Origin of the sequence: Cohnella zeiphila (assembly GCF_014212055.1) — a bacterium.
Classification (GTDB): Bacteria; Bacillota; Bacilli; order Paenibacillales; family Paenibacillaceae; genus Cohnella; species Cohnella zeiphila.
On record NZ_JACJVO010000016.1, the window covers coordinates 1 to 21,097 of the forward strand.

A 21,097-nucleotide genomic window follows, 5' to 3' on the forward strand; every position below is an offset into this window, starting at 1 on the left:
ATCAGAGAGCCATATGGCTCATTTCCTTGCTGGTTTGTCTCCCGAAAGCCGAAGCTCCCGATCGACGATTCCAATTACGCTCGATGTTCAGTTTTCAAGGAACAAGGTCTTCCATTTCTGGCCGCCGCCGTTTCAGCAGCGACTTTCATAATATATCACATTCGCCCATCTTCATGCAAGGACCAATTTGTTACAGTCCTTATATTTCGATTTCGGCGACCGCCATTTCGTTACCTGTTGCGGCGGCGAGAACTAATTTAACACAGAACCCGGGCCCCAGTCAACGCTAATTTCGACAATCCGTTAAAGAACTAATTTTCAGTCATTTTGTCGCTTCGAAACCCGTCCCATATTCTCACGCCTTCGTTCAGCGTCGCGGCGTAAGCTCGGCCGCCTCCGATATCCAAATCCGTAATCGGCGTACCCAAACTGAGGGAGAACAGAACCGGACGTCCCCCGACTTCGCCAAGCCGGTACAATCCCCGGTCCGCGCACAAAAAGACCGATCCGTCCGTCGAGATGACGTTGAATAGGAAGAGGCCGGGAAACCGTACCTTCTCAAAGCCGCCCCGCCGATCGCCGAGTGCCAGTTCGCCTTGCTCCGTCACTCCGATCAATCTGGATCGGAATACGCCAAGCCCCGTCACTCTTGCTCCTACGGGCAATTGCGCCCACGTGCAAGCCATTCGGTCGTACATGGCGATGCCCCCGTCCAGAGCCAAAAACAAATATTCGGGCAAGTACAGAAAGTCGTATACGGCGGCCTGCGCGGAAGCTACATTGATCCATCCCCTGCCGGTTCTGCTCCACAATCCGCGAGACGTGGCGACGAACGCCAAGTCCCCCAGCTCCTTGAACTGATAGCAGACAAGCGGTATGTCCAGCGATTGGCCGCCGTCTTCCCCGAGACGGAACAAGCCTTGCGCGGTACAAGCGTAAAGATCCGTCTCTCCTTTTTGCAGCCGGTTGACATGTACGTTCTTTGGCAGCCCCTGCGTAAGAACGGTCCACTCGCCTTCCGGTCCCATTCGCCAAATTCCTTTGCCGATGGGGGCCGCGATGACCGTCCGATCCTCCTTCACCTTCACGGAAGACCGATGAAACAACACTTGCTTCGGCATGAGCGTTCGCCCCCTTTTCACAATGAGAATCATTATCAGTACTTACAGCTTAAGAAATAATTTGCCTCAAGTCAACAACAAAAGCCGATCGCGAGATGCTTCCCCGCGCTCGGCCGATCGTTGGATCTTTCTTCTTATTCCGCCCGTTCTATTGCCGACGCGTACCGAAGCTCCAGAATTCCCAGACCGATTTCGCGATGGGGCTTGGCAATCTCCCGCAAGTAGCCTTTCTTGGCGAGCTTCTGCAGCAGCAGCGACAAATCGAGCTTCAGCCCCTCAAGTTCGGGATGATGCATCAGTTCCGATACGGTCCAGCCTTCCGTCCTCGTTCCGATCAGACGAAGCAGCAGCGTACAGGAAGACTTCATTTTGGTAAACACGGAAAATTCGCAAGCAAGGATGACCAGCTGCACTCTCTGCTCAACGGTCTCTTGATTCGTCGTCAGTTCCTCGTACAGCTTATAAATACCCGGGTTTACGTTCCTCATCTGAACCCATACCGTCAGCTCGGGGTGCATCCCTTCTTCGATCAGGGCGATATGCGCCCAGTGATGCAGGGAGGCCAGAATATGACTGTAAGCGTCGAGAATTTGCCCGTCCTTCAAATCCTGCTTGGATTGCAGGTACGTCTTGGCAAATTGGGAGAACTCGCAAAGCAGCTTCCGTTCCTTGAGGTTCGCCCCCCATGTTTCCAAACGTTCCTTCAACGCCCTCAGATAGCCGTCCGAATCGAGCAAAATGTCCCCATGAGCCAGCCATTGCACGAGACCCGGGCTGTCATCTCCGGCCAGTGACCGCTCCAGCTGCTCGACGGTCACGCGCAGTACGAGAATTCGCGTCTCGCACCACATCCAGTGCTCGGTCTCCCGGTCGGGCGCCTGCCTGAATACGGCCAGAACGAGACGATCCATCCCGTCGATCATCGTTTTATAAGAATACGGATTCGCGACCAGGAGCAGGCTGACCAGCCCTTCCTCCCGGCTGAACAAATCCGTGTAGAACAGTCCGCTGGCGTCCAAACGACTCACGGTTGTCACCACCCCGCGCGCAATAAACCGCTTTCGCCGAACGGACGGAGAAAGTGGCCTGACCGCAAAATGTAGGATATAATGGATTTTGCGAGTGTAATACACATTCTACAGAGCGGCTGCGGTTTCCTGCCGAAGCTGTACGATAATGACGGGAGCATGGGATAAAAAATGAAATTCAGAGCCAGCAAAATCTCGACGATGCGCACCTGGGGGCTGCTGTTGGTGTTCGGCGGCATGGGACTGATGGTGCTCGGAACGAGCGGCATTATTCTGTTCGGACAGATCGGCAAGATCATCGCCGCCATCTTCATGGTGTTCGGGCTGCTGACCTGCGCCGCCAGCATGATCATCTACTTCTGGGTCGGGATGCTGTCGACGAGCGCCCCGGTCATCGAATGCCCGGAGTGCGGCAAACGGACGAAGATGCTCGGCAAGACGGATCGCTGCATGTACTGCCATACGATTCTGACCTGGGACCCGGACGAGGCGAGAGAAGGCGTATCGGCCACGGCAGCCAAGCGCAAGGACAAATCGCTGTCTCACTCGTGAAATCCCCCAAAAAGTGACACGATTCTTCGTAACCGGCATGAAAAAGGCGCAGCCTGCGGAATTCCGCAGGCTGCGCCTTTTCTCGTTAAGGATGGGATTGCAATGTCTGGTCCAAAGCGCCCCAAATATCGGAAGTCTCGAAGCCGCGCCGCCAAGTGCCGGCACCGGCCAAATCGTACTTTTTCACCAGCTCGGCCCTCTCCCGAATAGAGGTAGCGTCTTCGATCCATATTTTGTAGGTCGCGTTGTTTTCCTTGAATTCCACGTAGTGCTGCCCGGTATCCTGCGACAGCTTCGGGGTCAGGTTTTTCTCCTTGATCAGCTTCTGCACCGCGGTCATGCTCATCGTTTTGGAGGAGACGTCGACGCCGCCTTTGGCGTTCGGCTTCTCGGTCCACTCCCTGGTATACAGCGGCATCCCGAGAATCAGCTTGTTCTTCGGCACGTTGTCTTCCGTAAGCAAGGTTTTGATGGAGCTCTCGGTCCAGGACAGCGATGCGACCGAGCCAGCCACCGGGCTGGCCGCCCAATGCTCGTCGTAAGCCATCAGCATCATATAATCGACGACGGGAGCCAGCCGGCCGCGGTCCAGATAGAGCGACCACATCTCGCTGTTGGACTTGGGCGTGACGTCGATGGAGACGACCAGGTTCTGCTCGTGCGCCAGAGGCGTCAATTCGCGGACGAATTGGATCAGATTGTCCTTGTCCGCCGTCTCGACGTTCTCGAAGTCGAGGTTGATGCCCTGGAGGCGAAACGACTTGGCGTAGGCAAGCATCTGCTGGATCATCTTGAAGCGAGTGTCGTAATTCGCCAGCGCCGTATGCGTTCTTGAAGGCTCGAACCCGTTGCTGAATACGCCCCAAACCTGCATGCCGTTCTTGTTCGCCCAGGAGGTATAGGACAAATCCGCCATGCTATGGAATTGGCCGGTCCCGTCCTGAAGCTCGAACCAGGTCGGCGCCACGACGTTGACCCCGGTAAGCTCCCCGATCTTGGATGTATCGGGATTCGCGGAGTATACCGCCTCCCAGGTCAGGTTGATCTTGCGGCCGGTCAGCTTCCAAGAGACGAAGGGCTCGTCCGCCGTGGTGGCGGGAATCTGCTCCACGCCGTCCAGAATCAGATCCGACTTCGCCATATAACCGATGTCGCCATCGGCGGTCTGCGCCTTGTACCAACCGTCCTCCTCGCCCCAAATGACCACTTCGGCGTCGGGAGCCACGTCTTGGACGATCGGATCGTGCTTGCTGGGGCCGGAGCGCAACGGTTCCGTTTTCCCGCCGGCGGCCTCTCCGGGCACTTTCGCTTTCTGCAGCATATCTTTGGGCTGATGCAGCGTCACGATACCGGTATCCTTCCCGATATCGGCCTGGATACCGTACAGCTGCGTAAGCGGCGCCAGCGGCAAGAACAGATCGCCCGACTCCGACTTCTTGGCCGCGAAGCTCAGCTCGAACGGCTTGCGGTTCAGCGTCGCGTCCAGCTCGCCGGTCTTGAAATGCAGCACCTTGGATTCGGTAGTCAGAATGATCGATTCCGACTGGGCCTCATACCGAACGCCGTCGCCCAGCAGCTTCTGCGCGATCTCGATCGGGATCAGCAGCCCGTCTCCGTCGCCGAGAGCGGACGTCTTGCTCCACTCTCCGTCCAGCATGATCGGGTGCGGCTCGGACCGGTATTCCGGCGTAACGTGCGATGTATTCGGCCTTTCCTGGCCCCACCATAAATAAACGAATGCGGCAGAGCATATAAACAAGAGCAAAAAAATAAAGATCGGTCCCTTTCGCCTCCGGGGACGGGGGCGGTGTCGACCGGTCATCAACATCGTGTCCAATGCCTCACTCTCCCACTGACAGGTCTAATAGACTGGACGACAAACGGACCGTATCGGTTGCAAGAGAACCCCGCAAAGCGGGGATTAGGTTCGAAGCTTACTCAGGTACTTTGCGGGAAACCGGAACAAATCGATTCTTTATCGGCAAGCAAAAACGCGCGTAGGGGTTAGCCTGGCGCGCGTCTATCTCCGAATCTATGAGCGCAAAGCGGCGCAGGTCGGACAGATTCCGTAAACTTCCATCCGGTGGCCATGCACAAGAAAGCCCGTACTGCGGGCCGCCGCCTCTTCCACATCCCGAACCGGCTCGTGGTCGAAGTCGACCATCTTGCCGCATCGGGTGCAAATCGCGTGGTAATGATCCGACAAATCGGCATCGAAACGGCTGGAATCGTCTCCGTACGTCAGCTCGCGAACAAGCCCGGCATCCACGAACAGCTTCAAGTTGTTGTAGACGGTCGCCACGCTTAAGCTGGGGTATTGAGGAGAGATGGCCCGGAAAATATCGTCGGCGGTCGGATGCTCCCGCGATTCCATCAAAAACTGCAAAATGGCGTATCGCTGAGGCGTCATCCGGACTCCTCCGGACTTGAGCTGGTCCACGGCCTGATGAACCCGGGTATCCATGCTCTTCACAGCCTTTCGTAGAAGTTAGCCTCATTGTACTTGTTCGTTTTCAGAATTGTCAATGGAAGATGGCCCCGCGGCAGCGGGCAAGAAAGCCCGCGAAACCCCGGATCAGTCTTGCTTGCCCGATCTTCCGCGCCTCTCCCAGAGCCAGACGACGGCCCCGATCACCAGCAGGACGATCGCTCCGGTCATGGAGCCGGAGGAGTGAAGCAGCCAGCGGGTCCACTCGGTGTTGGCGGTGGAGAACAGGGCCAAGCCGCCGGCGGCGAGCAGAATGATGCCGACGATCGGAACCTGCTGCTGCCCGCCGCTCGCGGGCTGCTGGCCGTTCCAGCCGGCCGCCGGCGGGTAACCGGCCGCGTGACGTTCATTGACGGCGTCGGTCTTCTGCAGCACGTCGAAGACGTTATACGCATAAAGAATGGGAATGAGAAGGCTGAGCATCACGATGATCAGCACGCTTCCCTGGGGCCCGTTCTGGGCGAAAAACACGATGCCGCAAATGTCCATCGCGAGCAACAGCATGAACACGACGCCCCGGGACATCATTCCCAAATACATATGCCCGGTTCCGGGAAAGCAGAACGCGAGCAGGACCGCCAGCCATTTCAGCTTCTTGGCCCGGCCTCCCTCCGGAGGATACCCCGGGGGAGGGTATACGATCGGGGGAGGCATCATGCCCCCCGGTCCCTCGTTCGCCGAATACGGATCCGGAGGCGGCGTTCTTTGGTTTTCGTTCGAGTCCATGGTCATCCCGCTCCTTCCCTGCCGGACGTTATTTCGCCCGTTAATCCGTCGATACGGAGGATACCCCCGTCAATCTGCCGATTTGGTCCGCCAGCGGCAGAATCAGCTCCGCATGAGGCAGCCTTACGCTCATCCTCAACCGTTCCCGCGTCGCGATGCCGTCGCCGGCCGCGACTTCGTCGAATTGAACCCGCAGCAGCTTCGCTTCCTTCTGCCGGAAGATGGTCTCGATCTGCTCGGTCGAGACGAGAGCGCGATCCATCAGGATCGTAAATTGGTGTTCCTTGAACTGATTGACGTAACGCTTCTCGACGATGTTGAGGCCCCAGAGCACGAACAGCGCGAGAAGCACGGCGACCGCCGCGGGGAAATAAAATCCGGCGCCGACCGCCAGGCCGATCGCCATCACAACCCAAAGGGAAGCGGCCGTCGTAAGCCCCGTGATCGACTTGCCGGTGAACATGATCGTTCCCGCTCCGAGAAAACCGATTCCGGTAATGGCCTGCGCGGCCAGACGGGCAGGATCGCGGTTCACGTTCGGTTGCCCGATAAAATCGGTAAAGCCATAAATGGATAATATCATAATCAGGCAAGATCCCATGCATACGAGCGTATGCGTTCTCAGACCGGCCGCATGATTTTTGCGCTCCCGCTCGTAGCCGATCAATCCGCCCAAGAGGACGGACAGCAGCAGCCGGAACGCAAGATGCCAGTCATCGATGATCCACGGATTAACCCCCATGTCGACATCCCGTCTCCTTCGCCCATTCTATCATGATGCCGATTTGCCGCTCAACCGCTTTGCGTCGGGTTCGCCTTCCGACTAGGGTCGGGGAGGCGCGCTTCTTCCGCTTCTTCGCCGGAGCTTGACCATGAAGATGTCCTCCCGCGGCTTGAAGGTCTCGACGCAGCGGAACCCGCTCTTCTCATACAGAGATATCGCCGGCAGATTGCGGGCTTCGGCGGTCACTTCCCAGCAGCGGGCTTCCGGATACTCGTCGAACAGGGCCGCGATGAGCCGGCTGGCGATTCCTTCGCGGAAATGATTCGGGTGCACCATCAGCCGCGCAATCGTGAACGCGTCTCCGTCCCGCTCTACCGATACGGCTCCCGCCAAGTCCCCATCCTTGTCCTGGCAGCCCCAGTAAGTCAGCTCGCTCTCCTGAATCTCCCCGATCGTCTCGAGCAGGGGAGGCAGATCGGCCACGCCGATCCGCTGCGCTTCCACCCGATAAGACGCATGCTGCAAGCTCCATAATTGCTCCGCCGTATCTCGAAGCCGATGTTCCAGGCGCATGACTTTCATCCTCGGTCCCTCCCTTTTGGACGAATAGACGATCATCCAGCCGCAAGATAACCCCTCAAAGCGGGGCTTCGCTTCGAAGCTTACCCAGGTACTTTGCAGGGACCCCGGGAACTTAATCTTCCTTAGAAAAAACGGCATTCCCCCGTCGGTGGATTGCCGCTTGTCCATGGTGCTATGCCTTCAGCCGCTCCAGCAGAAGTTTGTTGACCATCCCCGGATTGGCTTTGCCTTTCGTCTCTTTCATGATCTGCCCGACCAGGAACCCGATCGCTTTGTCCTTGCCGCCGCGGTAGTCTTCGACCGATTGCGGATTGGCCGCGATCACGGCGTCGACGATGGCCACGATCGCGCTCTCGTCGCTGATCTGCACGAGACCCTGCTCCTCGACGATCCGCTGCGGAGATTTGCCCGATTCGAGCATCGCCTTGAAGACGGTCTTGGCGATCTTCGAGCTGATCGTTCCTTTCTCGATCAGGCCGATCATCTCTCCGAGACCTTGGCCGGTTATGCGGACATCGGCGAGCTCCAGATTGTTCGCGTTCAAGTAGCCGAGCAGATCGCCCATAATCCAGTTCGCCGAAGCTTTGGCGTCGCTCGTGTACTTCAGGCTCTCCTCGAAAAAGTCGGCGAGCTTGATTTGCGAAGTCAGAACGCCCGCATCGTAGGAAGGAAGCCCGAATTGCTGCGCATAGCGCTGCTGGCGGGCGTCCGGAAGCTCCGGAATCGTAGCGCGGACGCGTTCTCTCCATTCCTCGTCGATATGCAGCCGGACAAGGTCCGGATCGGGAAAGTAACGGTAGTCGTGCGCTTCTTCCTTGCCGCGCATCGTGAACGTCTTGCCCTGCGCTTCGTCCCAGCGACGCGTCTCCTGAACGACTTCCCCGCCGCTCTCCAGAATTTCGGCTTGGCGGACCTGCTCGTATTCCAATCCGCGCTGCACGCCCCGGAAGGAGTTCATATTCTTGAGCTCCGCCCGCGTGCCGAACGCTTCCTGTCCGCGCGGACGGAGGCTGATGTTGGCGTCGCAGCGGAGCGAGCCCTCTTCCATCTTCACGTCGGACACGTCGCAATACTGCATGATCGCGCGCAGCTTCTCCAGATAAGCCTTCGCCTCTTCCGGAGAGCGGATGTCCGGCTCGGACACGATCTCCACGAGCGGCGTGCCGACGCGGTTGAAGTCGGCCAGCGAACCGAAGCCGCCATCGATATGGGTCAGCTTCCCGGCGTCTTCCTCCAGATGGAGGCGCGTGATGCCGATTCGCTTCGTTTTTCCGTCCACCTCGATGTCGATCCAGCCGCGGCTGCCGATCGGCTGGTCATACTGCGAAATCTGGTACGCCTTCGGCGAATCCGGATAAAAATAGTTTTTGCGGTCGAATTTGCACCATTCGGCAATTTCGCAGTTGAGCGCCATCGCCGCTTTCATAGCATATTCTACCGCCTGGCGGTTCAGCACCGGCAGAACGCCCGGATGTCCGAGGCAGACCGGACAAGTATGCGTATTGGGCGGGGCGCCGAACGAGGTCGAGCAGCCGCAGAAAATTTTGGACTTCGTATGCAGTTCCACGTGCACTTCGAGTCCGATGACCGTTTCAAAAGGGGCCAGAATGGACATGACGTTCGCTCCTTCCTGTTACAGCGCCGGGCGCAGCTTGTGATGTTCGGTCTGCCCTTCGAAAGCGTGGGCGGCGCGCAGCACCGTCCGCTCGTCGAACGGCTTGCCGATGAGCTGCAGCCCGACGGGCAGGCCGTCCGCCAATCCGCAAGGGACGCTGATCGCCGGAACGCCGGCCAGGTTGACCGGAATCGTGCAGATATCGTTCAAATACATGGTCAGCGGGTCGTTCACTTGCTCCCCGATCTTGAACGCCGTCGTCGGCACCGTAGGGGAGACGATCAGGTCGTACTTCTCGAACGCCTGATCGAAATCCCGTTTGATCAGGGTACGGACCTGCTGGGCTTTCTTATAATAAGCGTCGTAGTAGCCGGAGCTGAGCGCGTACGTACCGAGCATGATGCGCCGCTTCACTTCCGTGCCGAACCCTTCGCTTCGGGAACGGCGGTACAGATCGAGCAGGTTCGCCGGATCTTCCGCCCTCACGCCGTAGCGCACGCCGTCGAAGCGGGCCAGGTTGGAGGATGCCTCCGACGAAGCGAGCAAATAATAGGAGGCGACCGCGTATTCCGAATGCGGCAGCGAGATTTCTTCCCAGACGGCGCCCATCGCCTCGAACGTCCGCAGCGCTTCGAGCACCCGCTCCTTCACCTGCGGGTCGATCCCTTGGCCCATGTACTCCTTGGGCACGCCGATGCGCAAGCCTTTGACGTCGCCCGTCAGCGCGGAGACGTAATCGGGAATGTCCACGTTCGCGGACGTGGAGTCGCGCGAATCGTGGCCGGCGATCGCCTGCAGCACGTAGGCGGCGTCCTCGACGTTCTTCGTGAGCGGCCCGATCTGGTCGAGCGACGAAGCGAAGGCGACGAGGCCGTAGCGGGATACGAGGCCGTATGTCGGCTTCAAGCCGACGATGCCGCAGTAGGCGGCCGGCTGGCGGATCGAGCCGCCGGTGTCCGAACCGAGCGAGAAATACACTTGACCGGCCGCGACCGATGCGGCCGAACCGCCGCTGGACCCTCCGGGAACGCGCTCCAGGTCCCAAGGATTGCGGGTCGGATGGAACGCCGAGTTCTCGTTGGAGCCGCCCATCGCGAATTCGTCCATGTTGAGCTTGCCCATCGTCACCGACTGCGCCTGGCGCAGCTTCTGAATGACGGTTGCGTCGTAGATCGGGTCGTAATTGGCCAGGAAGCGGCTTGCGCACGTGGTGCGCAGCCCTTCCGTGACGATATTGTCCTTGATGCCGGCGGGCAGCCCGAACAGCAAGCCGCGCTCCTCGCCGGACGAATCCAGCTTGGCGGCTTGCTTGCGCGCGCCTTCCTCGTCGACCGCCAGGAACGCTTCGATCTTCCCGTCGGTCTCGCCGATCCGCTTCAGCGACTCCTCCACCAGATCGGCGACCGAGATTTCTTTATGATGAAGACGGTTATGTACATCGGATAACCGCAAATCAAACAGCGACAAATCGGGTTCCTCCCTCGCGCGATATCAATCCGTATCCGGCAGGCTTGATTCCCGCCCTCTTAATCCAGGACCGCCGGCACCTTGATGTGCCCGTCCTCTTCCTCCGGCGCGTTCGCCATCACCTTATCCAGCGGCAGCGACTCCCGCACCTCGTCTTCCCGCATGACGTTGTACAGCGGCAGCACGTGGCTGGTCGGCTCGACGCCTTCGGTGTCCAATTCGTTCAGCTTCTCCGCATATTTCAGAATCGCGTTCAGCTCCACCGCAAGCCGCTCTTTCTCGGCCTCGGCCAGCTCGAGCCGAGCCAGGTTCGCGACGTGCTCCACGTCTTTGACCGTGATGCTCATGTTCCCGGTATCCTCCTCGGTATCGGTGTTCGATCATATTATTATATCGGACAAGCAGAATGAACTCAATGAGGCCGCGAGCCGAATTCCTTTGCCGGCAGGCTCTTCCGGGCGCCTGATTCATATTCCGCCCAGAATGGGAATAATAAAGACATAGTGAATCGAGACTCGGGGGGTAATCATTCGATGCCGCGATACCATCAGCACAACCGCCGGATTCCGCTGCGCGACGCCGGCCTGGTCGAGTTCGCCTCGGACGATCCCGGCGCTTGCGAGCTGCTGGAGCAGTTGACCGGCAAAAGCGAAGAAGGAGAGGACGGCCGGGTCTGGAAGCTGGAATTCGACCGGAGCGAGCCTTTTCTTCGCCTGGTCAACTCGCTTCACCGCCGATTGGACAAGGCGCAGCGCGAAGCGGTCCGGTGCCGGATCGTCTATTCCGATCCTCCGGAAGGCGAATCCGGACGAGGGCAGGACGGGCCGGACGAGGACGCGGCGGACGGATGGCTGCCGGTAGGATTCCTCTTCGTCGACACGGAACACGACCGCGCCGCGGACCTCATCGTCAACAGGCGCTTCACCAGCTATATGCAGCCGATCGTTCAGCCGGGAGGGCGGCGAATCGGCTACGAATTCTTGCTGCGCCCGCTGCCGGAGCAGCCGCCGTTTCGTCCCGCGAAGCTGTTCGATGCGGCACGCGAGGCGGGATTGCATTCGTATCTTGACCGGGAGGCGCGTCACAGCGCGATCCGGCTGGCCGCCAATCACACGGAACCGGGAATCAAAAAGTTCGTCAACTTCCTTCCTTCGTCGCTGTATCGGCCGTCCGAGTGCCTGATGGATACGTTTCGCTTCATACGGGAGTATGGCATGGATCCGGAAGATTTCGTATTCGAGGTCGTCGAGACCGAACGAATGGACGATCTCCGTCATTGGCTGGATATTTTCGAGCTGTACCGAAAGGAAGGAATTCGGCTGGCGATGGACGACGTCGGGGAGAAATTCGCGACTGTCGAAGCGATGGAGCGGCTGCGTCCGGACTATGTGAAGCTGGACCGGCAGTGGATCGCCGGCTGCCATGCCGACGCGGACAAACAGCGCCACATCGACGAGGTTCTCGACAAGGCTTCCCGCTTCCACGGGGTCGTGCTGGCCGAAGGGGTGGAAGACGAGATGGATTGGCAGTATCTCGCCCGGTCGGGCGTTCCGTTGATGCAAGGCTACTTGTTCGGCATTCCGTCCCCGGTGCCCCTTCCGGCACCGGTTCGCGTATAAGTTCATTCACGACAAAGCCCGCGCCGATCGGACAACGATCGGCGCGGGCTTGCATGTCGGGGCTATTCGCTTAGATCCAGGCTTTCAAGTTCACTTGCCGGATAAAATCTTCCCGGCTCTGCACTTCCTTGTCGCTCTCGGGCTTCGGCGCGCTATCTCCGTTCATGATGCGCCGGAACAGCTCTTCGTTCCGCGTCGCCAGCGCGAAGTCGATCAGCGCCTCGCGTTCGATTCTCTCGGCTTCCAGCCGAAGAAGCGTCTCCTCCAGCTCGACGTCTTCCGAAGAGACGTAATATTGCCGGTTCGTCTTCGGAACCCGGACGATATAGTCGAACACGCTGTCGCCGTTGCGATCGTAAGCGATGAGATAACCGTAGTCTCCTACGGGCAGATTCTGTTCGAAGCGGTCGCCGACGATAACGACTTTTTCCCCCAATTTCAGCATGAGGTTCCCCTCCTCTAGACGAAAAGAAAGTCCTCTTTCTATCCTACTAAATATTGACCCTTCAATGCAAATGGCCCAGCTTGCTAGAGTTGATGATAGGTCCCTCGTCGCCCCTTTACTTTCAATATATTCTCGGATCCCATACAAATGTAAGATGTCCCCCCTCAACTCCGTAAAAAAGAGGCGTACCTTGTGGATAACCTTAATTCCAACCTCGCCGCAAATTCCCGTTAACGCGGCAAAGGACGGCGAGCTTTCGATCGCCGTCCCCTTTTTTAATAACCGAACACCTTGACCTCCGAAAGGAAGAAATACTCGTTGACGGTTTTGACGATGCGGATATAGCGGTAGGGCATGGCGTTGTCGTACACCGGCGTGATCCAGGTCGATTGATAGGGAAGGCTGGACGCCGTCTGGCCGGCCAAGACGGCATAGGTTCCGAAGTTCGGATCGTTGGACGCCCTGACTTCAAAGTTCCGCCTCGTGGAAGGCTGATCGACATCCTGTCTCGTGACGAGATCCACTTGCGAGATCGTACGGGCAGCGCCGAGATCCACCTGCCACCAATGGTTAGGCGAGCCGGTCTCTCCCGCCGGAGCCCATCCCGTGCCCGCGTTGCCGTCCACCGCGGCGCTCGGGCCGAAGCCGCCGGCGCCCGCGTAAGTCGACGAAGCTGTCGCCGTACGCCCGCCGGCGAGCTCGGTCGGCGCGATTCCGGTCTTGATATCGCGATAGGCCTGCTCGATGCCCGCCTGATCGATCGTCGTCTGCGAATGTCCGTCGTTGTTCGTGAGCGTATTCGGCAGCGTATCGACTTGATAGCCTAGGTGCACGTTCATAGGCGTGTTCGCAATGACATTGTTGGATACGGTCATTCCGCTGCTGTTCGAATCCAGATAAATTCCGGCGATCGGATAGCAAGCGGGATCCTGCGTGCCGAAATCGCATGCTTTCGGCTCGTGATAGGCGCCTTTGATATTATCGTGGATGTAATTCGCGTCGATCACGGTGCCGGGCGCTTTGGACAGCGTGTAAATGCCGGCGCCGTCGTCGTGGTATTGCAGGGTATGGTGGACGTCGTTATAGCGAATCCGATTGTTCTGCAGCGCGGTGTCGCTGCCCGTCCATCCCCAGCCTACGCTAATTCCGGTATACGGCACGTAAGCCACTTCGTTATGTTCGATGGCGATGCCGTCGACGAAACCAGCGAAAATGCCGACGCTGCCCGAATAATACTGCCCGACGGCCGTGACATAATTGTTCTCGATCGAATCGTTTCTGCTGCTCTCCCGGCTATCGGCAGGATTCTGAACGAGGGAAGCCCCGACTTGAATTCCGTTGCCTCCGATATTTCGGAAGACGTTGCCGACGATTTCGTTGTCATGCGTGCCGGACACCAGGGACAATCCCGAGGCGCTCATGTTCTGGAAAGTATTTCTCTCGAAACGGATCGCTTCCGCGTTCTTCACTTCCACGCCGCCCGGCAGCATGTTCTGTTCCACGGAATGTCCCGCCTGTACCCCGACGTAGCCGCTGCTTGAAGGCCCCGTAAAGGTGGATCCTTCAAAACGGAGCCCCTTGAACTGGATGTTGTGAACCGGTGCGTTCAGGGACGAGCCCGCAACTTGCACAATCGTCTGCAGACGCGGCGCCAGAACGTTCGCCGTCGCCATATTCTCGCCTTCGCGAGGCATGTAGAACAATTCGTTCGTTGCGTTGTCGATGTAGAACTCGCCCGGCGCGTCCAGAAATTCCTTCGCGTTCTCGAAATAATAGCTTTGCTGGCCGTCGCTGTCCGTCTCCATGTTCGGCCATGCCAGGCCGAAGTTATTCGCCTTCTCCGGGCTTTGGACGGTTACGGCGGCGACGTTCCCGCTCAGCGAGAATGAGGACAATCTTAACTTGGACTCGTTCCAGTGCTTCTTGACCACCATCATGACATCGGTAAAATGGTTCCAATTGGCAATCTCGCCGCTGTTCAGCAGCACGTTCTGGTTCGGGATGTCCCAATTCTTCACGCGGTAGTAGCTTCCGACGTTCGGCGTTCGGGCCCGGATTGCCGGCTTGCCGTTGACGTAAAGGCTCAGCGGCCGCACGGAACCGTAAGAGGCCAGGCTCGCTTTATAGACGCCGCCTCCGGTAGAGGTCCAGCCCGTAACCCGGTAGGCGCCGTTAATTGTCGGATGAGCGCCGGGCGCGGCTTCGTAGATCACATTGTACCCGTTGCCGCCCGAGTCCGCTTCCGACAAGGCGAACGTGGAGCCAAGCGTGTAGGTTCCGTCCGCCAGATGAACGGCAATATCCCCCGTCATGCTCCCATTGACGGCGCGCACTTTGTCCCTTGCGTCCAAGAGCGAGCAAGGGGACGATTCCGTGCAGGCGGTCCCGGTACCGGCCGGCGAAACGTAGAAGTCGGACGGAACGCCGCCTTGCCCGCCTGTCGCCAGAACGACATCCGCATCGGCGACGGGAGCCATCGGAACGATAACGGTCGCGTCGTTCGGCTCATAGGGCGCCTTCGCCGCGCTGACGGTATACTTGCCCGACAGCTGCGGAACGGATATCGCGTACGAACCGTCCGGTCCGGAGACGGCCGTGCCCAGGTTCCCTGAATCGTCCCCAAAAGGATGAAGGGTTACCGTCGCGCCTCCGACCGGCTGGTTGTTCTCATCCACGACATGGCCGCTGATCGGGTATTTCCCTTTCGCGATGCCGAACACTCGCATTTCGGTCAGGAATACGTATTCCGCCCCGGTCTTTTGGTACCGAACATACCGATAGGTGTTCGACGTATTCAGATCCAGCCCCCAGGTCGGGGCGGCGAAGGCGGTTCCCCCGACGCTGCCCAGCACGTCATAGGTCGCAAAGGAAGGGTCGTTGGAAGCCCGAATCTCGAAGTTCTTCCTCTCCCCGTCGTACGTGCTGGTCGGGCGGGCTTCGATCTCCACTCTCGTAATCTTGGATTCGGCTTCAAGGTCCACCTGGATCCAGGCGCTGCCGGTCGACGAAGATTTGGCGTTCCAGCCGTTCGTGAAATTGACCCCGCCGTCGACGGCCTGCTCCGGCGGGTAGGACTGGTCGATTCCTGTACCGTCGGAGCTGGCAACCGGCTTGTGCAATCCGATGTTGGTCACCGAATTGCGAGAAGCGCTAAACGTGCGCTTGGCGTTCCGCAGCGCCATCAAGGCTTCGCCCAGCGCGGATTCCGTCGCGTTCGGGTCCGCCAGCAGCGCGTTCAGGCCGCCCGTCGCCTGCTGCAAATATTCGGCCGCCCAGGAAGGGTATTGATCCGTTCCGTCGCCGACCGACGAGCTGCTCAGCAAATTGTTCGCATCCGTCACATCCTGCTGCAAGGCAGCGGCGTTCAACGAATCGGGGACGGAGCCTGTCCAAACGACGCTGTTCGTCGTCACTTTGCGCGCCTGAATATCCACTTTGTCGTTGTAAACCGAGTAGACCATCATCTCTTGAGGAGATCCGCCTACGGGCGTGGTGGATCCCGCGTTGACGAAGACGTTCTCTCCCTTATAAAGGCTGGCAGATCGGTGAAGATGCCCGCTGGTCACAATCGCCTGGGGATATTTTTGCAAAATGTTTTTGATCTGCCTCCATTGGCGGACGCCGTCGCGCCATCCCTTAAGCCCGTAATTGTCCTGGATATAAGTGCCGCTCACCGTCTCCTGAAGCGGCTGATGGATAAAGACGAAGATCGGCTTGTCGTAATCGGCGTTCTCGGCCAGCTTGCTGTCCAGCCAGTTCAGCTGCGTATCGGAGATCATCGCTTCGTCGCTGCCTTCGTTCTGTTCGGTGCCGAGGAAAATAAAATGATAGCCATGTACCCACGCGTCGTAATACATGCCGGGCATGCCCGTCTTCGTCTCGAAGCGCTGCTCCAACTGCGGGAACGTGCCTGCCGTCGACCGGACATCGTGATTCCCGACGATAAAGTAAGCGGGCGGGTGCGCGTTCGCGTTCATGACCGACATCAGATCGTCGTACTGCGCATCCGTGCCTCCATCCGTCAGATCCCCCGTGATGACGAAAGCCTCGCACGACTGCGCCGTCGAAATTTGGAGCGCCGTCGCGAGATTGGCATCGCTAGTCGGCATGTGGGTGTCGCTGGTCAGGCAAAATTTGAAATCCAGCGTCGAAGCCGATGCTTTCTCCGCGGGCATGTCCAAAGCGGATAACGCGCTCCACAAAAGGGCGACTGCGGCAAGGATGCCGACTTTGTTCAGCTTGTTCATTACACTCCCTCATTTCGTCGCGATAATGGGATGATCGGCTCATCCGGAGTGCCTTGCGAACTCACGCCTACCGGTAAACGACCGTTCTTATTCGCGAAAAAATTCTCCTCGATTTTCCCGTCGCATCCCCCCTTTCAAGAGGATTTTCGCCATTCAAGGCGCATCGGCGCATGGCGACTGTCCCCCGCCGCAGGGGCAGGGGACTCTGCATCCGACGGCCGCGTTACGGCAGCGGAACCGCGCCGGCGAGAGGGTGCATTCCCTCCAGGGTGTCCCACACCAGCACTTTCAGCGTATAACCGTCAACCTCGCCCGGCAGTTGAAGCCCGGTCTGTAAATGGACCGTGCCGCCCGCCGCGACCGTCATCTTCCCGTCGGCGTAGCTCGCGAGAGAATGATCCGGCGCATACAGCGCCAGAATCAAGGTCGCTTCTTGCGGCTCCGCCTGCAGGTTCGCGATCTTCACGTCCGCGCGGACTTTCCCGGACGCCTCCAGATGCAGGAGCGGACGGCCCGACGCATCCGTAAGGAGCGGCGATTCGATCTTCCACCTGCCCGGCTCGATCGATAGATCCGGAAGCAACGCCAGATCGACGTCGGTCGCATCCGCATACGGCAGGAACACGGTTTGCTCCGCGACGAGGCCGTCTGCCCCGGTCGCCTTCACCAAGTATTTGCCGGCCGGCAGGGCCGGAGACACCGCATAGGAGCCGTCATCTCCGGAAACCGCCGTGCCCAGAGGAGTATCTGAATCGGCGGCGGCGGAATAGACGTCGACTTCGGCTCCGGATACGCCGTTGCCCGCCGAGTCCTTCACCGTTCCGCCGACCGAATAAAGCTCCGGCTTGCTTGCGCTCCACACGCTCAGCTCCGATACGAAGGCGTAATCGACGTTCGTTTTCGCATAGCGGATGTAGCGATAGGGCTGGGGATCCGTCACGTCCAGCCGCCAGGAATCCCCCTCGAACGGCGTGGCGTCGACTTTTCCCAGCACGGTATATTGACCTTCGGCAAAATCGGGGTCGTTGGAAGCCTGAATCTCGAACGTCTTTCTCTCCCCGTCGTAATTGCCGTTCGGTCTCGCGACGACTTCCGCCGCACTGATCGAATAAGCGGCTTGCAGATCGATCGTCAACCACGGCTTGATGCTCTTGCCGTCCGGCCAGACGCCCGACTCCGCGCTCCACCCGTTGCCGAAGCCGATGACGCCGTCGACGGCTTTATCCGGCCCGTATCCGACGAGGATCTTTCCCTCTTCGGAGCTGGTCGTCGGCTTGCCGAGCGCGACATTGACCGGCACGTTCCGCGACTTGGCGAAGGCGGCCTCGGCCGCCTTTAAGTCCGACAGCCCCGCGTTCAGCTCTTCCTCCGTCGCCTCGGCTTGGTTATAGCGGCTTTGCGCTTCGCCCATCCGCCATTGCAAATATTCCTTCGCCCACTGCGGGTACTGACCGTTCCCGTCGCCGATGTCCGCTCCGTCCAGCAGCGCCTTCGCCTTCCCGAGTTCCACCTCCAGCAGCGGTCTTACGCTTGGCGGTTCTCCGTCTCCTCCGCCCGCTTGCGGAGCCCGGCTCAGCGTGACAGAATTGTCCGCCTGGTACGTGCCCAAATACCCGGGCGCTTCGATTCTGCCGTCCGCCGTGTCCTTGCAATCGAACACGAGCTTGCCGTTGATATACAGGACCAGCCGGACGCCGTCATCGGCGTTCATCGCGCCGACTTGCACGAGATTGTCCTTGTCGAAGTCGAACATCGTATTCGGGATGGCGTCGCCGAACACGCTGGGCAGTCCGCCCACGTTCCCGTAGAATACGGTCCGGACTCCGTCGTTGAACCGCTGCAGCTCGATGCCCGTCGACTTGATGACCGTAATATAGCTGGCATTGCCCGGTCCGATCGGGTCTGTGCCGCCGTCTTGCACGCGGAAGACGATGCTCGGCCAGCCGCTGTCGCTCGTTTTCATATGGAACGTGGCCAGCTCGTCGTTGAATTTCTTCCCTTCGTACAAGGCGTAGCCGCCGTTAAATTGAATCCCGTTGTCCACGACCTTCTTCGAACCGCCGGCCGTCGTCCAATTGTCGACGTCGTTCAGCTCGTTCGCCAGATTATAGCCGTCCACCGAGACGCTCTCCGAGTCTCGCAGCACTTTCAGCTTCCAATCCTTATATTTCACGCCGCCTTCGAAATCCGGATTGTTAGACCCTTCGTCCAGCCGAATCCGAAAGACGGCATCGGCCCTGTAATCTTGCGAATCCCCGCCGATTCGCCCGGCTCGGGTGCCCGGCGGCGTCGTAACCGTAACGTCCAGGTCGCCAAGGTCGACATCCGGCTTTGCCAACACGGTATAGATCCGGTTGCGATAGTCGATCTTCGGCGCACCGTCCGCCATTCCGTCGAAGGTTACCTTGTCGATGACCAGATTCGGCGTGTACGCTTCGGGCTTGACCTCCGAATGCCAGGTTACGCCGGTCTGCGGGCCGAAGCGGATCACGTCTCCCGGCTCGACGTCGATATTGAGGTTGAAGGACGCCGAAGCTTGCGCCGCTACATGGCCCGACCAGACCGCAGCATCATTTCTCGTAATCGAGACATCTGTGCTGCCCGCCGTCTCCGAAGAAGCGACCGTTCCGTCGATCCGGACGCTGCCCCGCTCCGTTGCGGCGATCTCCCTGCCGTCATGGTCGAGTTCGGCGCCCGGAACGATATCCCAATAGGCCGGCTCCAGTCCGGCGTTCGCGATAATCGCGGGATCCTGGGAATCGTTGTTCGTCAAGGTGTTCCCGTCGTCGGCCACGACGTTGGCATAGAACGTCTGTCCGACCCGCGTCATGACATTGTTCGCGATGTTGTAGCCCGATGTCGCTTGATCCAGGTAAATGCCTGCGACCGGGTAATTGGAAGCGAACTCGCTGCTGTCGATGTCGTGAATGTAGTTGCCGGCGATTTGGCTGTTCGGAGTTTTGCTTAACGTGTAGATGGCCGCGCCGTCGGCAAGCGCCTTCATGACGCCGTAAATGTTGTTGTCCTCGACGTTATTGTTCAGGAGAGAGGTGTCGTTGGCGGTCCAGCCCCACCCCATCGAGATGCCGCTGTAGTCGGTATTCGCCACCTCGTTATGAGCGATCGTCACGTTCTGCGAGAATCCGGAGATGATGCCTACTCCGCACGAGGTGAGCGAAATTCCGTTCAAGTAGTTGTTCTCTATGACGTTCCCCTTCGTGATGCGCGTCGGGTCCGTCGTATTGGCTCCGGGCTCGGAGAACAAGCCTTCGAAAATGCCGCTGCCGCCGATATCCGTAATTGCATTGCCGATCACGCGATTATCGCCGGAGCTGCCTCTGATATCGATGGCCGTCGCTCCCGTATGGCGAATGACATTCCGCTCCAGCGTGATGCGGTCCGCCGCTTCCAGCTGGATGGCGGCAGGCTGTCTTCTCGAGCCGTCGTACACGCCGTCCGCCAAGCCGGCCTGACCCGGCTTCACGTAGTTTTTGTCGATGGGATACTGGTACTTCGTGTACTCGAACGTTAGGCCGCTGACCGTGATGTTGTGCACGCGATTGCCCGGCGCCGATCCCTTGAAGTCCAGGAACGTCTCGAGAGCTCCGGTCCGCGCATCCATGCTCTCCGGCGTCTCGCCCGGCAGAGGAATGTAATAGACCGTCGCGCTCGCTTCGTCCAGCAGCCATTCTCCCGGTTCGTCCAGGTACAGAAGCGAGTTCTCGAAGCGGATGCTTTGGTTGGCCGCCCGGTCCGGATACGTGTCGCCGAACAGCTTCTTCCTCGCCTCCTCCATCATGAGAAGGGAAGCGGTGCCGTCCTGGACGCTGAAATCGTCGAGCCTGGAGTAGGAGCGAACCCAGTGCTGGTTGATCACGATCTCCAGCTGCGGGTCCAGCTTCCCTCCCCAAGCGTCCACGGCGGAGGCGTCCACATTGATCAATTGAGCGGCATCGTCCCAGCTTCTAATCTTGAAGGATTGCGATCGGGCCCGGACGGCGCGCTTGCCGTTCACCCACAAATCGCGAAATTTCATCCCCGTCGCATCGGCCCGGTAGACGCCGTTCTGTTCCGTCCATCCTCCAATCCGCTCGCCGCCGCTGATGACGGGCGTCTCTCCCGGATAATTGCGGTAAATGACGTCGTGCCCGTTCGTGCCCGAATCCGTCTCGTCGAAAGCTATCGTGTCGGTGACATCATAAGTGCCGCCGCGCAGATAGACGACAATGTCGCCGCTCATGTCGTCGTTCAAATTCCGCACGGCATCCCGGGCCTTCTGCAGCGTACGATAAGGGTGGGCCAGCGAGCCATCGTTGCCGTCGTCCCCGGAAGGAGAGACGTAAAGGCTGACGATCCCTCCTTCCTCCGCATGAGCCGACGGACCGGCCGGCAGCGCGGCCAGGCTGGCCGCAGCCATGCATGCGATCGCCAGCTTCTTGAACCATGGCCCCTGCAAGATTGCGCGGTTATTCACGAGATCGAC

15 protein-coding genes are annotated in these 21,097 nt (G+C 59.2%); 2 read left to right on the plus strand and 13 right to left on the minus strand.

Annotated elements, in window-relative coordinates:
* Window positions 1–311: 311 nt before the first annotated feature.
* Both H7C18_RS13040 and H7C18_RS13045 read right to left on the minus strand, forming a co-directional pair.
* Entirely contained in the window at window positions 312–1,121 is an 810-nt protein-coding gene (locus H7C18_RS13040; RefSeq protein WP_185129513.1) for a hypothetical protein, read from the minus strand.
* Window positions 1,122–1,255: 134 nt separating this feature from the next.
* Window positions 1,256–2,149 (minus strand): nucleotidyltransferase-like protein, encoded by an 894-nt coding sequence (locus H7C18_RS13045; RefSeq protein ID WP_337913434.1) that lies wholly within the window; start codon window positions 2,147–2,149, stop codon window positions 1,256–1,258.
* Window positions 2,150–2,320: 171 nt separating this feature from the next.
* Between H7C18_RS13045 and H7C18_RS13050 the strand changes: the two genes are divergently transcribed.
* On the plus strand, window positions 2,321–2,701 hold the full coding sequence (locus H7C18_RS13050) for a YgzB family protein (protein WP_185129514.1): 381 nt from the start codon (window positions 2,321–2,323) through the stop codon (window positions 2,699–2,701).
* A gap of 85 nt (window positions 2,702–2,786) precedes the next feature.
* On the opposite strand, the gene H7C18_RS13055 is transcribed toward H7C18_RS13050, so the two are convergent.
* From H7C18_RS13055 to gatC, 8 genes are all read right to left on the minus strand, one after another.
* Window positions 2,787–4,529, minus strand: a complete 1,743-nt coding sequence (locus H7C18_RS13055) for a glycosyl hydrolase family 18 protein (RefSeq protein ID WP_238357685.1) — start codon at window positions 4,527–4,529, stop codon at window positions 2,787–2,789.
* A gap of 204 nt (window positions 4,530–4,733) precedes the next feature.
* Window positions 4,734–5,165 (minus strand): Fur family transcriptional regulator, encoded by a 432-nt coding sequence (locus tag H7C18_RS13060; protein ID WP_185129516.1) that lies wholly within the window; start codon window positions 5,163–5,165, stop codon window positions 4,734–4,736.
* Window positions 5,166–5,276: 111 nt separating this feature from the next.
* Window positions 5,277–5,915, minus strand: coding sequence for a DUF6677 family protein (locus H7C18_RS13065; protein WP_185129517.1), 639 nt, complete (start codon window positions 5,913–5,915; stop codon window positions 5,277–5,279).
* Window positions 5,916–5,955: 40 nt separating this feature from the next.
* On the minus strand, window positions 5,956–6,657 hold the full coding sequence (locus H7C18_RS13070; protein ID WP_185129518.1) for an MgtC/SapB family protein: 702 nt from the start codon (window positions 6,655–6,657) through the stop codon (window positions 5,956–5,958).
* An 81-nt stretch (window positions 6,658–6,738) separates the two neighbouring features.
* Window positions 6,739–7,221, minus strand: a complete 483-nt coding sequence (locus H7C18_RS13075; RefSeq protein WP_185129519.1) for a GNAT family N-acetyltransferase — start codon at window positions 7,219–7,221, stop codon at window positions 6,739–6,741.
* Window positions 7,222–7,393: 172 nt separating this feature from the next.
* Window positions 7,394–8,836, minus strand: coding sequence for an Asp-tRNA(Asn)/Glu-tRNA(Gln) amidotransferase subunit GatB (gatB, locus tag H7C18_RS13080; RefSeq protein WP_185129520.1), 1,443 nt, complete (start codon window positions 8,834–8,836; stop codon window positions 7,394–7,396).
* Window positions 8,837–8,854: 18 nt separating this feature from the next.
* Window positions 8,855–10,303: an Asp-tRNA(Asn)/Glu-tRNA(Gln) amidotransferase subunit GatA gene (gene gatA, locus H7C18_RS13085; RefSeq protein WP_185129521.1), complete on the minus strand. Its 1,449-nt coding sequence runs from the start codon at window positions 10,301–10,303 to the stop codon at window positions 8,855–8,857.
* Between the two features lie 59 nt (window positions 10,304–10,362).
* Window positions 10,363–10,650, minus strand: coding sequence for an Asp-tRNA(Asn)/Glu-tRNA(Gln) amidotransferase subunit GatC (gene gatC, locus H7C18_RS13090; protein WP_185129522.1), 288 nt, complete (start codon window positions 10,648–10,650; stop codon window positions 10,363–10,365).
* 186 nt (window positions 10,651–10,836) lie between these two features.
* On the opposite strand from gatC, the gene H7C18_RS13095 reads away from it, so the two are divergent.
* Window positions 10,837–11,922: an EAL domain-containing protein gene (locus H7C18_RS13095; protein ID WP_185129523.1), complete on the plus strand. Its 1,086-nt coding sequence runs from the start codon at window positions 10,837–10,839 to the stop codon at window positions 11,920–11,922.
* A 70-nt stretch (window positions 11,923–11,992) separates the two neighbouring features.
* Here the strand turns inward: H7C18_RS13095 and H7C18_RS13100 are convergent, their stop codons facing one another.
* The 3 genes from H7C18_RS13100 to H7C18_RS13110 form a co-directional block, all read right to left on the minus strand.
* Complete coding sequence (locus tag H7C18_RS13100; protein WP_185129524.1) at window positions 11,993–12,367, minus strand: ATPase; 375 nt, start codon at window positions 12,365–12,367, stop codon at window positions 11,993–11,995.
* 275 nt (window positions 12,368–12,642) lie between these two features.
* Window positions 12,643–16,614 carry a discoidin domain-containing protein gene (locus H7C18_RS13105; RefSeq protein ID WP_185129525.1) on the minus strand — a complete coding sequence of 1,324 codons (3,972 nt, stop codon included), beginning with the start codon at window positions 16,612–16,614 and terminating at the stop codon, window positions 12,643–12,645.
* A 223-nt stretch (window positions 16,615–16,837) separates the two neighbouring features.
* Window positions 16,838–21,088, minus strand: coding sequence for a discoidin domain-containing protein (locus tag H7C18_RS13110; protein WP_185129526.1), 4,251 nt, complete (start codon window positions 21,086–21,088; stop codon window positions 16,838–16,840).
* Window positions 21,089–21,097 lie beyond the last annotated feature (9 nt).